The organism is Streptosporangiales bacterium, assembly GCA_009379955.1.
Taxonomy (GTDB): Bacteria; Actinomycetota; Actinomycetes; order Streptosporangiales; family WHST01; genus WHST01.
Genome location: WHST01000085.1, coordinates 1 through 11,314, shown reverse-complemented (window position 1 = coordinate 11,314; position 11,314 = coordinate 1). Strand labels below are relative to the sequence as shown.

The window sequence follows — 11,314 nt, the reverse complement described above, 5'->3', positions numbered from 1 at the left end:
GGGTGCGCTGCCTCACCCCTCTTTTCATTGTTTAAGTCGATCGTCCTGAACAGCGCGCATCTACGGGGTGAGGCAGCTCCCTGGGCGCCGCGCTTCCCGGTGACTGCTGGTCGCCCACGACCGGGCGCCTTTTCGTTATCATTCCGTGATTCGCGCGGGTCTCTAATGCCTCCGAATTCGCGGACCACTGTCAGGGGCCCGGTCTAGTGTTTGCATATGGACGAAGACAAGACCACACCGCCATCGGTGGAGGAACAGGCGTGGGAAGACGTCCTCACCCTCACCGCGGTACTGGCTCGTCTCGCCCGGACCGACTTCGCGTCGTTCTGCGACGTCGACGGATTCCAGCTTGCCGCGGAGGAGGCGGTGCGGAAGGCGCCACTGCTGCTGCAGGCGCTCGCGCGGGAGGTCCGTGACCGGGGCCTGCATGTCGAACGGGGTGCCCGGTCGGTGGAGTCCTACCTGCGGAGCGTGCTGCGGATCGACATGAGCGAGGCGAAAGCCCGCCTCGCCGCCGTCGACGCGCTGCACCCAACCCACCGGTGAGGTGCTGCCGCCGAAGTACCCGCAGGCTGCCGAAGCGGTGATCGCAGGGGAGATCTCCACGACCCATGCGATGGTGGTCGCCGACGCGCTCGACGCGTTGCCAGCCGCGGTGTCGGTCGAGTCCCGTGACAACGCCGAGCGGGACCTGGTCGAGTATGCGACTCAGATGCCCCCGGCGTACCTGGAGAAGGCGGCCGCGGCGATGCAGGCGGGGCTGAACCCCGACGGGGTCCTCGACACCGAACGCGAACACAAAGCGCCGCGGAATGCGCGTCGGGAAACACCTGCACAGCATGCACAAGGCCGTCCTCGACCTCGACCCAGAGTCCGCGAACGAACTCATGCTCTACGTCGAACCCCTCGCCAAGCCCGAACCGGATGCCGACGGGACACCGGACTCGCGCACCGCGTCCCAGCGCAGGTTGGACGCGTTGCTGCAGTTGGTGCGGTGGGGTAGCGAGCACAAGGCGATGCCCAAGCCCGGCGGCAGGTCATTGCATGTGATGGCCACGGTCACGCTGCGGGAACTGTACGGGATGGCCGGGCTCGCGTATCTGAACAACGGCGACCCGTTGTCGGTCCAGGAGCTCCTCGCCAAGGCCGGCGAGGTCGACGTGTCGCTCACCGTCTTCGGGACCGAGGGTGAGGTCCTGCACCACGGCCGCACCCAACGCGTCGCGCCGGCCGGGCTGCGGGCGGCGGTGATCGCCAGAGACAAGGGCTGCCAACACAGCGGCTGCGACTCCAAGCCCCTGTACTGCGACATCCACCACGTCACCTGGTGGTCCCGCGGCGGAGACACCGACATCGACAACAGCGCCCTCTATTGCGGGCGACATCACCGCCAGCTCCACCAGCGACACTGGCAAGCCACCATGATCAACGGCATCCCCCACACCATCCCGCCACCCTGGATCGACCCGCAGCAGAAACCGAGACGCAACCGGGTCCACGACCCACCGCCCTGGCGCGGGTAGAGCTGGGTGAGTTGTCAATGCCAGGCGTTGCTATAGCCACGCCTGCCACTGACAACTCCGCAAAGAGACCAGGGCGTAAGCGGGGAGGCTCTCGACCCCTGCTCAGGAGGCCTCGAGGAATGGGGTGATCAACGCGAACACTTCGTCGGGCCGGCGTGTCACGCCGACGTGCGTGGTCGCGGGGAGCACTGCGAGTTGCGCGTTCGGCAGGAGTTCGAACACCTCCGCCACGTCGGCCAAGGGTGAGAAGTCGCGGTCGCCGAAGATCAGCAGGGTCGGCACCTGCAGCGATCGCAGCTCATCGGTCCACCCAGGGAACTCGTGCACCATTGTCGAGGTCTTGGCCGCGAACTCGTCGAAGTGCGTGGGGTCGGGAGCAACCAGGTCGTAGGCGTCGCGCCACGCCTGGAAGTCGGCCGGCGTCGGCATGCGGTCGTCATCGAGTGGCGCGCTCTCCCGGCCCGGCGGACGATGGACGTCCGCCGAGGCGAGGATCAGTTTGCCGACCCGGGCGGGCGCGCCGAGCGCGACCGCGCACGCGACAAGACCGCCGAGGCTGAAGCCGTAGAGATCGGCCTCGGCGACTCTCAGCTGGTCGAGCAGCGCGACGACGTCACCGGCCAGCGCCTCGATCGTCATCGGGCGGTCGGTGTCGGCGGTGTGCCCGTGCCCCTGGAGCTCCACCGCGATCACCTGTCTGCTCGCCGCAAGGGGTTCGAGCAACGGCCCGAAATTGAGATCGATGGTCAGCAGGCCACCGTGCAGCAGTACGAGAGGCCGACCGGATCCACGCGTCTCGTAGTACAGCTGCAGGCCGTTCACGGATGCATACGTCATGGCGGTACACGGTACGCGGGCCGTGAGCTCATCATGACGAGCAGGCTGGGAGCGCGACCTCGTACATCGGTGCGGCGACATTGGCGGTGGCGAGCTCGACCCGCGTCACGCGGCCCGCCGAGCGGACGTCGGCGAGCAGGTGACGCAGCCGCGCGTGCGTCGCGGCGTCGGCGGTCACGCGCAGGACGGCGACCTCGGCGCGCATCGACAGCCGCGCCTCGGTCTTCGCCCGGCGCACGGCGGCGATCGCCTCGGAGGCGAGCGGCACGAGCGACGGGTCCGCCGCCGGCACGGTCAGCTCGCCGGGCTCGGGCCAGGGGGCGCGGTGCACCGAGCCCGTGCGCCACCACGACCACACCTCCTCGGTCACGAACGGCAGGAACGGCGCCAGCAGCCGAAGGAACACCGACACCGCGGCACGCAGGGCGGCGTGGGCGGACGCCCGTCCCGTCTCGCCGTGCTCGCCGTACGCCCGTGCCTTCACCAGCTCGACGTGGTCGTCGCAGAACGCCCAGAACGCGTCCTCGATCCGTTGCATCGCGCGTGCGTGCTCGTAGCCGTCGAGCGCCGCGGTCGCGTCGGCGACCACGTCCGCCAGCCAGGCGAGCATCGCGCGGTCGAGCGGCTCGGTGACGTCCGTCAGGGTGGTCTCCCGCTCCGCGCCGTCCCCCGCCATGCCGAGGACGAACCTGCTCGCGTTGAGCACCTTGATCGCCAGCCGGCGGCCCACCTTCATGACGGACTCGTCGTACCGGGAGTCGACGCCGAGACGTCCGTGCGCCGACCAGTACCTGAACGCGTCGGAGCCGTACTTCTGCAGCACGGCGTCGGGCGTGATCGCGTTGCCCTTGGACTTCGACATCTTCTTGCGGTCGGGGTCGTAGATGAAGCCCGAGATCGCCGCGTGCCGCCACGGCAGCGTGTCGTGCTCCAGGTGGGCGCGCACGACCGTCGCGAACAGCCAGGTACGGATGATGTCGTGCGCCTGTGGACGCAGGTCCATCGGGAACACCCGCGCGAACAGGTCGGGGTCGTCTTCCCACCGGCCGACGATCTGCGGGGTGAGCGACGAGGTCGCCCAGGTGTCGAAGACGTCCGGGTCGGCGACGAACCCGCCGGGCCGCCCGCGCCGGTCCTCGGCGTACCCGGGCGGCGCGTCGGTGGACGGGTCGACGGGCAGCGCGTCCTCGTCCGGCAGCAGCGGTCGGCCGTGGTCGGGCTCCCCCGCGCCGTCCAACGGATACCAGACGGGGATGGGCACCCCGAAGTACCGCTGCCTGCTCACCAGCCAGTCACCGGCGAGACCGTCGACCCAGTCGGCGTAGCGCGTGCCCATGAACGACGGGTGCCACGTCAGCTCGCGGCCGCGCGCGGCCATCGCCTCGCGGATCGTCGTGTCGCGCCCGCCGTTGCGCAGGTACCACTGCCGGGTCGGGACGATCTCGAGCGGGCGTTCGCCCTTCTCGAAGAAGTTCACGGCGTGCGTGATCTCGCGCGGCTCGCCGCGCAGATCGCCGGACTCGCGCAGCAGCTCGGCGACGCGCCTGCGTGCCTGCTTCGCCGTGTGTCCCGCCAGCTCGGCGTACGGGCCGGGCGCCACGCCCTGCGGCGGCTCGGCGAGCAGCCGGCCGTCGCGTCCCATGACCGCACGCACGGGGAGGTCGAGCTCGCGCCACCAGATCACGTCGGTGAGGTCGCCGAACGTGCACACCATGGCGATGCCGGTGCCCTTGTCGCGCTCCGCGAGTCGGTGCGCGCGGACCGGCACCCGCGCGCCGAAGAGCGGTGTCGTCACCTCGCGTCCGACGACGTCGGCGTACCGCTCGTCGTCCGGATGGCAGACGAGCGCCACGCACGCGGGCAGCAGCTCCGGCCGCGTCGTGTCGACGACGACGTCGTGGCCGTCCGCGTGGAACGCGAGCGCGTGGTACGCGCCGGTGACCTCGCGGTCCTCGACCTCGGCCTGCGCGACCGCCGTGCGGAAGTCGACGTCCCACAGGCTCGGTGCGTCGGACTGGTACGCCTCGCCGCGGCGGAGGTTGCGGAGGAAGCCGAGCTGTGACACGCGCCGCGCCCGGTCGCCGATCGTCGTGTACGTGTGCGACCAGTCGACGGACAGCCCGAGCGCACGGAACGTGCTCTCGAACGACCGCTCGTCCTCCGCGGTGAGCCTGAGGCACAGGGAGACGAAGTCGGGCCGCGAGATCGAGACCGGCTCGCGCCCCGGTCGTTCCGGCGGGGTGAAGTCGGGATCGCGCGGGAGCGTCGGGTCGCAGCGCACGCCGTAGTGGTTCTGCACGCGCCGCTCGGTCGGCAGGCCGTTGTCGTCCCACCCGATCGGGTAGAACACCTCCTCGCCGCGCATGCGGTGGTAGCGCGCGACGATGTCGGTGTGGGTGTAGGAGAACATCGTGCCGACGTGCAGCGAGCCACTCACCGTCGGCGGTGGCGTGTCGATCGCGTAGATCTCGGCGCGTGACCTGCTGCGGTCGAAGCGATACGTTCCGAGCTCGTCCCAGCGGCGGGACCAGGTGCTCTCGAGGTCGTCGAGAGTCGGCCTTTCAGGCACGTTCATTGCAGAACCTTGGTCAGGTAGGCGGAAGCGGGACGCGAGAAGCCCTCAGCGGGGCCTGGTTACTCGCCCCGTCGCCTGACCGACCATGGGATACATGCGGGACAGAATACCGAAATCGAGTCGTGTCTGCGTGCCCGGCTGGGGTACAACTGCGAGATGACGACGTCGTATCCGATCCGCCCGATCGTCGAGGACGAGTGGTCGGGCCTGTTCAGCCAGCTCGGTCTCGCGTTCCACGACACCCACCACCGTCCCGAGGACGCCGCGGTGCTGCGCGAGGTGCTCGAGCTCCACCGCACGCTGGTGGCGTTCGACGGCACCCTGCAGGTGGGGACGGCGGGTGCCCTCACGATGGAGCTCACGGTCCCCGGCGCGATGGCGCCGGCCGCCGGCATCACGATCGTGACCGTCCGCCCGACGCACCGCCGCCGCGGCCTGCTCAACGCGTTGATGACGAGGCAGCTGGACGACCTCCACGAGAGCGGCGAGGCGATCGCCATGCTCTGGGCGTCGGAGTCGGCCATCTATCGCCGGTACGGCTACGCGACCGCGGTCGAGCGCGCCATGATCGACGTCGCCCGCCACACCTCCGGTCTCGTCGCCGACGCCCCCGACTCGTCACACCTGCGCCTCGAGCTCGCCGACCCCGCCGAGGCGCGCAAGGAGCTTGCGGTGGTCTACGACGAGCTGCGTCCCACCCGACCCGGCTACATCTCGCGCAACGACGGCGGCTGGGCCGACACCCTGCACGACCCGGAGCACCTGCGCGAAGGCGCGACCGTGACCCGCGCGGTCTTCGCGTACGACGGCGACCGGCTGCTCGGCAGCGCGCTCTACTCGGTCTCCCCGTCCGGCGACGGCCCCGCGTCGGTACGCCTGCGCGAGCTGCACGCCGACGACCCCGCCGCGTACGCCGCCCTGTGGCGCTTCGTCTCCACCGTCGACCTGACCGGCAGGGTGACGGCCGCGAACGTGCCGGTCGATGCCCCGCTCTTCCGGCTCCTCGCCGACCCCCGCAGAGCCAACATCCAGCGCGCCGACTCCCTCTGGGTCCGCCTCGTCCGGACAGGCGAGGCGATGGCACAACGCCGCTACGCCGCCCCGGTCGACCTCGTGCTCGACCTCGTCGACGACCGCTGCCCGTGGAACGCCGGCACCTGGCGCCTGTCCGGCGACGAGACCGGCGCGACCTGCGAACGCACGACCGACCCCGCCGACGTCCGTCTCGACACCGGCACCCTGGCCTCGGCGTACCTCGGCGACAGCACGCTCACGGCGTACCTCACGACGGGCCGCGCGGAGGAGCTCCGTCCTGGCGCGCTGCGCCGCCTGTCGACGGCGATGTCGTGGGACCCGCGTCCGTGGACCATCCACAGCTTCTGAAGCGAGGGCGTGCAGGATGTCCGACGCCGTGCGTCTGGTCCGCAGCCGGGAGCTGTCCGACGTCGCCGAGTACGCCTACGCGAGCGTCGTCGACACCCCGGTGCGCCTCGTCCACGCCGCGGGCGCCTGCCCACTCGACGCCGACGGCGCGACGGTGGCGATCGGAGACTTCGCGGGCCAGGCACGCCAGGTGATGGCCAACCTCAGGATCGCGCTGCGCGACGCTGGAGCCGACCTGTCCGACGTGCTGAAGAGCACCGTCTACGTCGCGTCGACCAGGCAGGAAGACCTCGTCGAGGCCTGGCAGGTCGTCCGCGCCGAGTTCGGCGACCACGACGCACCGAGCACGCTGCTGGGAGTGGGTGTGCTCGGCTACCCCGACCAGCTCGTCGAGGTCGAAGCCGTAGCAGCCGTGGCGATCGCACCCACCCGGGACTGACCGCTACGGCGGCCGGTCGAAGACTCGGTTGCGGCGTGGTTTCTGTGTGGGGTCGAGCCATGCGGGTGGGATAGCGTGGGGTCGGCCGTTGATCATGGTGAGTTCGACGCGGCGGGCGTGGATGTCGGTGTGGTGGCGGGTGCAGACCAGGGCGGTGTTGTCGATGTCGGTGGCCCCGCCTCGGGACCACCAGGTGAGGTGGTGCGCTTCGGTGTACTGCGGTGGCGCGTCGCACCCGAACACCACGCACCCGCGGTCCCTGGCGACCAGGGCTTTGCGCAGCGGCGGCGGCGCGAGGCGCTTGGACCGGCCGTAGTGCAGCAGTTCCCCGTGGTGCCCGAACACGGCGAGGGCGGCGTCGGCGTCACACCCGGCCTGCAGCAGTGCCTGCACGGACACGGGTTCGCCGTTGTTCAACCACGCCTGTCCCACCCGGTCCTGCAGCTCGGCAAGGGTGATGGTGGCGATGACCTGCGGCCGGTGCCCACCGGTGGTGGGCATGTCCGGGTGACCGAGAGCCAGGGCCGCGAGCCGGCCCAACGCCTCCGCTCGCCGGCGCGGTGCGGTCCGTAGGTCCGGGGTCCCGTCGGCCTCGGGTTGCGGCTTCGCGAGCGCCTCGACGGCGAGGTTGACGGCGTTCGCGGTGGGGGCGTCGAGGCGACCACGGAGCCGGAACATGCCATGCAGATCCCGGCTGATGGTGAACTCCTGCCGCTCGCGGCGCTCCTGCTCGTCCGCGAGCTGCCCGTCCGGGTCCAGGACGGCCTGCAGGTGCCGCGCCCTCAACCGGACCCCACCCGGATCCAACTGGGTCGCGTAGGAGACCAGCATCCGTTCCGCCCGCTCCCGGGTCGGCACGTCCACTCCGGCGGGGAGCTCCGCCAACGCCTCCGCGATCACGGTGCTGTGCTTGGCCGAGATCTCCCCCGCCCGCTGCGCGGAGGCGACCTGCGGGAACCGCGCAGGCAGGACCTCTCCCGTCAGGGCGGTGCGGGGCTGGAACCGGTCGGCGGCGCGGACCCGGGCGCCGGCGTCGGACTCGGTGATCCGCAGCAGGTCCCGTAGGTACGGGACCGCGGACTTGTAGCCCCGCTCACCGGGCAGGCCCTGGTCGATGACCTGCCGCACCAGCCCCTGCTCGACCACCGCGACCATCCGGGTGATCTCCTCCACCACCGCGACAACCCCCTGCGCGTCGTCGCCGCGCAGCACACCGAAACTCGTGCCGGCAAGCAACGCGACCTGTTCGCGCAGGGACAAGACGCGTTCCCACACCGCGTCCGCGGTGACAGCCGGGGTCTTGTCGTCGTCCATAAACCCAAGAATAGACCCGGGTAGTGACAATAGATCGGGCTATTTTGGACATTCAAGTTTGGGTCTATGTCACGGATGAATAACGGTTACGGAGGCGTCGCAAGCAATGCGGCCGCAACCACGTGACCACCAGGAAGCGAGGCAGCCACAGAGCTGCCTCATCCCGTAGATGCCCGCTTTTTCAAGTCGGTCGGAGGGTGTCAAGAAACCGCCAGACCACAAATACAACACGTAGCGTCATGCGGTTTCTTGATACCCGCCGAGCGACTTACACAATCAAGAAAGGGGTGAGGCAGCGGACCCTGTCAAGCCCCCCGCTGCGGGTGCCGCTTGTAGCCCTGCATCCGGCCGACCAGCGCGAGCACCGCGAGCGCCGGCCGGAGGACCGCCCACGGGGCGGCCGCGAGGCGGAAGACGTCGCGGTACTCGGTCGCGATCACCGCGAACGCGAGCGGCTGCGGCGAGCCGTCCGCGCGCAGCGCGCCCTGGCGGTGCAGCGCGTCGATCGCACGGAACCACTGCTCGGTGCGCCCCGCCGGGCGGGTCTGCCACCGGACGCGCGCCGAGCGGTCGCCGGGGTTCCACATCTGGTGCCTGACGCCGCGCGGGACGTCGAGGGTCTCACCCTGGCGGAGCGTCCGCGTCCGGCCGTCGAGCCGGACCTCGACCTCGCCCTCCAGCACCTCGAAGTGCTCGTCCTGCGCGGGGTGGAAGTGCTCGGGCGGCGCCGACCCCGCGGGAGCGTAGACCGTCTCGACCTCGAGCAGGTCCTGCGTGCTCTCCCGCAGCGTCATCGTCTGGTGTGCGGACAGCGTCAGCTCTGCCATGGCGTGCTCACTCGCCCGCGGGTGCGCGTCGGATGCCCGCGATGGTGGGCACCGGCTCGTTGGTGAGGAAGTCGAGGATGAGGGTGTTCATCAGGTGCGGCTTCTCCTGGGGGAGGAAGTGCGAGGTGCCAGGGACCACCGCAAGCTCCGCGTTCGGCAGAGCGTCGTACATCTCCAGCCGAGTGCGACAGCGTCACGATGTCGTCGTCGGAGAACATCGCCAGCGTGCGGTGCGGCACCTTGGCCAGCTCCGAGGCGTCGAGGTTCGGCTCGACGGCCGCCATCTCGCCGACCTTCGTGGCGACGACCCTGAAGTGCTCCTCGCCGTCCGGCGACACCTCGCCGTACGCCGGGCCGAGGAACTGGGTGATCATGTCGACGTCCCACTCCTCGCCAGGATTGGCCTCGCCGTTCCTGTTGAAGCCGCTGCTGATCAGCACCAGCCGCTTCACCAGCTCGGGACGCTGCATCGCCACCAGCAGCGCGACGAACCCACCGTCGCTGTTCCCGACCAGGTCCGCGGGCTCGCCCACGACCTCGTCCAGGAACGCGATCGTCTCGTCGGCCATCAGCTGGTACGTGATCGGCCCCTCGACGTCCGGCGTGTGGCCGTGGCCACGGCGCTCGGGCGTGTAGACGTGGAACCTCTCGGCCAGGGGTTCGAGGTTCGCCTCGAAGAACCGCGCGTCGACGAGGCCGCCGTGCATCAGCACGAGCGGGTCGCCCGCGCCGTGCTCGTCGTACCAGGTCTTCACCGCGCCGAGCTGCACGTACGTCATGTGTTTCCCCTCTGATCGGTGGCGCCGACGATGCCGAGGTAACGGCAGCGTTCGGCGCCGAAGTTCGCGAACGTGTGTGGCACGCCGCGAGGCACGTGGACCGTCGTGCCCGAGCCGCCCGTCACCACATCGTCGTCGAGGCGGAACGTGAGCTCACCCTCGATCACGTAGAACGTCTCGTCGATGCGGTCATGGACGTGCAGGGGCGGACCGGCGTAGCCCGCCGGTACGGAGTTCTCCACGACCTCCCACCGTCCGTCGGTGGCGGCGCACAGGCGGATGCTGAGCGCATCGCCTGCGGCGTCCCGAAGCGTCGCGTCCCGCGGCAGCCGGACGGTCGCTCTGGAGGTGGAGGTCATGGGCAGCACGCTAGAGGCACCGTGACCGCCCGGCTATCCCGCGTCCTAGGGGGTTGCCGTGCCCGCACGGCCACGACACGATGACCGGCGTGAGCGTCGAGCCGAGGCTGCACCGGCGGCTGGTCACCGACATCGATCGGGTGACCTCCCGCGGCATCGGCGGGGACGCGCTCCTGACGCGGGTGGTCGAGACCCTCGGTCACGGGATGCACGTCACCGGCGCGTGCTGGCAGCTCACCGACCCGGGCAGCGCCCTGCCGATCAGCCACGCGGCGGTCGGGCACCCGCCCGGCGACCTCGAGACGTCGTTGCACTACGAGTTCGAGCGCGACGACGTCAGCCGCTACGCCGACATCGTGCAGCGCGCGCGGCCGCTGGCCGTGCTCAGCCAGGAGACGCACGGCATTCCCGAGGCCAGCGCGCGGTTCCGCGAGATGATCGCCCCGGAGGGCGCCGCGGACGAGCTCCGGGTGGCGTTCACCGACCCGTCCGGCACCTGGGCGCTGATGGTGCTGTTCGCCGGCCACCGGTTCACCGCCGACCAGGCAAGGCTCGTCGGCGCCGTCGTGCCGACCGTGGCGCGCGGGCTGCGACTCGCGGATGTGCCTCTCGACCGGGGCGAGCCCGCCACGGACTCGCCGGCAGCGCCGGCCGTGGCGGTCCTGGACGGCGCCGACCGCATCGAGGCGGCCGACCCCCGCGCACGCGAACTGCTCGACGCCCTCGGCCGACCGTCTGGCGGCCAGCTGCCCGGCAGCCTCTCGATCCTCGCCGCGCTGGCACGCCGGCGTGATCCGACCCGTCCCGCCCGGGCTCGCACCCGCGACGCGACCGGCGCCTGGCTCATGGTCGACGTCAGCTGCCTGGACGACGAGCCGCGTGGCCGGCTCGCCGTCGTCGTCCAACCCGCCCCGGCCGCCCACGCCGTCGACGCGACGCTGCGGGCGCACGGCCTCACCGCACGCGAGCGCGAGGTCACCGCCCTGGCGATCAAGGGTCACTCCAACAAGGAGATCGCCGCGGCGCTGCACCTCTCGCCGTACACCGTCGGCGACCACCTCAAGGCGGTGTTCGAGAAGACCGGCGTCAGCTCCCGCGCGCAGCTCACGTCGCACGCCATGGCACTGGTCCGCCGAACCTAGTGTGTCCCGTCGTTAATTCGTAGGTTAAGTCGGTATGGTGGTGGCATGCCGAGAACTGGGCGTCCGAAGGCGGAGTTGGTGTTGACCGGTGCCGAGCGGGAGCAACTGATCGGCTGGTCTCGGCGGGCGAAGTCCT

The 11,314-nt window shown here is 70.6% G+C and carries 11 protein-coding genes and 1 pseudogene; 6 read left to right on the top strand and 6 right to left on the bottom strand.

The window, feature by feature from the left end:
* Positions 1-216: 216 nt before the first annotated feature.
* From GEV10_22145 to GEV10_22135, 3 genes are read left to right on the top strand one after another with little or no spacing between them, the layout of a single operon-like run.
* On the top strand, positions 217-546 hold the full coding sequence (locus tag GEV10_22145; GenBank protein MQA81150.1) for a hypothetical protein: 330 nt from the start codon (positions 217-219) through the stop codon (positions 544-546).
* A gap of 1 nt (position 547) precedes the next feature.
* Positions 548-1,003, top strand: coding sequence for a DUF222 domain-containing protein (locus tag GEV10_22140; GenBank protein ID MQA81149.1), 456 nt, complete (start codon positions 548-550; stop codon positions 1,001-1,003).
* Positions 813-1,523, top strand: coding sequence for a DUF222 domain-containing protein (locus GEV10_22135; GenBank protein ID MQA81148.1), 711 nt, complete (start codon positions 813-815; stop codon positions 1,521-1,523). Before GEV10_22140 ends, GEV10_22135 begins: the two co-directional genes overlap by 191 nt.
* Before the next feature lie 102 nt (positions 1,524-1,625).
* On the opposite strand, the gene GEV10_22130 is transcribed toward GEV10_22135, so the two are convergent.
* Both GEV10_22130 and valS read right to left on the bottom strand, forming a co-directional pair.
* Complete coding sequence (locus GEV10_22130; protein MQA81147.1) at positions 1,626-2,360, bottom strand: alpha/beta fold hydrolase; 735 nt, start codon at positions 2,358-2,360, stop codon at positions 1,626-1,628.
* A gap of 31 nt (positions 2,361-2,391) precedes the next feature.
* Positions 2,392-4,935, bottom strand: a complete 2,544-nt coding sequence (valS, locus tag GEV10_22125) for a valine--tRNA ligase (GenBank protein ID MQA81146.1) — start codon at positions 4,933-4,935, stop codon at positions 2,392-2,394.
* A 156-nt stretch (positions 4,936-5,091) separates the two neighbouring features.
* Here valS and GEV10_22120 point away from each other — a divergent pair, with 156 nt between their 5' ends.
* Entirely contained in the window at positions 5,092-6,318 is a 1,227-nt protein-coding gene (locus tag GEV10_22120; GenBank protein ID MQA81145.1) for a GNAT family N-acetyltransferase, read from the top strand.
* A 16-nt stretch (positions 6,319-6,334) separates the two neighbouring features.
* Positions 6,335-6,757, top strand: a complete 423-nt coding sequence (locus GEV10_22115; protein ID MQA81144.1) for a RidA family protein — start codon at positions 6,335-6,337, stop codon at positions 6,755-6,757.
* A 3-nt stretch (positions 6,758-6,760) separates the two neighbouring features.
* Here GEV10_22115 and GEV10_22110 read toward each other — a convergent pair whose 3' ends face one another.
* From GEV10_22110 to GEV10_22095, 4 genes and pseudogenes are all read right to left on the bottom strand, one after another.
* Entirely contained in the window at positions 6,761-8,071 is a 1,311-nt protein-coding gene (locus GEV10_22110) for a DUF222 domain-containing protein (protein ID MQA81143.1), read from the bottom strand.
* Between the two features lie 305 nt (positions 8,072-8,376).
* Positions 8,377-8,898 carry a cupin domain-containing protein gene (locus GEV10_22105; GenBank protein MQA81142.1) on the bottom strand — a complete coding sequence of 174 codons (522 nt, stop codon included), beginning with the start codon at positions 8,896-8,898 and terminating at the stop codon, positions 8,377-8,379.
* Positions 8,899-8,905: 7 nt separating this feature from the next.
* A pseudogene (locus GEV10_22100) lies at positions 8,906-9,677 on the bottom strand (alpha/beta fold hydrolase).
* Positions 9,674-10,036: a cupin domain-containing protein gene (locus GEV10_22095; GenBank protein ID MQA81141.1), complete on the bottom strand. Its 363-nt coding sequence runs from the start codon at positions 10,034-10,036 to the stop codon at positions 9,674-9,676. Before GEV10_22095 ends, GEV10_22100 begins: the two are co-directional and overlap by 4 nt.
* An 80-nt stretch (positions 10,037-10,116) precedes the next feature.
* Here GEV10_22095 and GEV10_22090 point away from each other — a divergent pair, with 80 nt between their 5' ends.
* Positions 10,117-11,178 (top strand): hypothetical protein, encoded by a 1,062-nt coding sequence (locus tag GEV10_22090; GenBank protein MQA81140.1) that lies wholly within the window; start codon positions 10,117-10,119, stop codon positions 11,176-11,178.
* Positions 11,179-11,314 lie beyond the last annotated feature (136 nt).

What these genes read in the sequence shown, in the direction of transcription:
- GEV10_22115 (MQA81144.1), top strand. Translation starts at nt 6,335, where the DNA reads ATGTCCGACGCCGTGCGTCTGGTCCGCAGCCGGGAGCTGTCCGACGTC.
- GEV10_22090 (MQA81140.1), top strand. Translation starts at nt 10,117, where the DNA reads ATGACCGGCGTGAGCGTCGAGCCGAGGCTGCACCGGCGGCTGGTCACC.
- GEV10_22095 (MQA81141.1), bottom strand. Translation starts at nt 10,036, where the DNA reads ATGACCTCCACCTCCAGAGCGACCGTCCGGCTGCCGCGGGACGCGACG.
- GEV10_22135 (MQA81148.1), top strand. Translation starts at nt 813, where the DNA reads ATGCGCGTCGGGAAACACCTGCACAGCATGCACAAGGCCGTCCTCGAC.
- GEV10_22105 (MQA81142.1), bottom strand. Translation starts at nt 8,898, where the DNA reads ATGGCAGAGCTGACGCTGTCCGCACACCAGACGATGACGCTGCGGGAG.
- GEV10_22120 (MQA81145.1), top strand. Translation starts at nt 5,092, where the DNA reads ATGACGACGTCGTATCCGATCCGCCCGATCGTCGAGGACGAGTGGTCG.
- GEV10_22110 (MQA81143.1), bottom strand. Translation starts at nt 8,071, where the DNA reads ATGGACGACGACAAGACCCCGGCTGTCACCGCGGACGCGGTGTGGGAA.
- GEV10_22145 (MQA81150.1), top strand. Translation starts at nt 217, where the DNA reads ATGGACGAAGACAAGACCACACCGCCATCGGTGGAGGAACAGGCGTGG.
- valS (MQA81146.1), bottom strand. Translation starts at nt 4,935, where the DNA reads ATGAACGTGCCTGAAAGGCCGACTCTCGACGACCTCGAGAGCACCTGG.
- GEV10_22130 (MQA81147.1), bottom strand. Translation starts at nt 2,360, where the DNA reads ATGACGTATGCATCCGTGAACGGCCTGCAGCTGTACTACGAGACGCGT.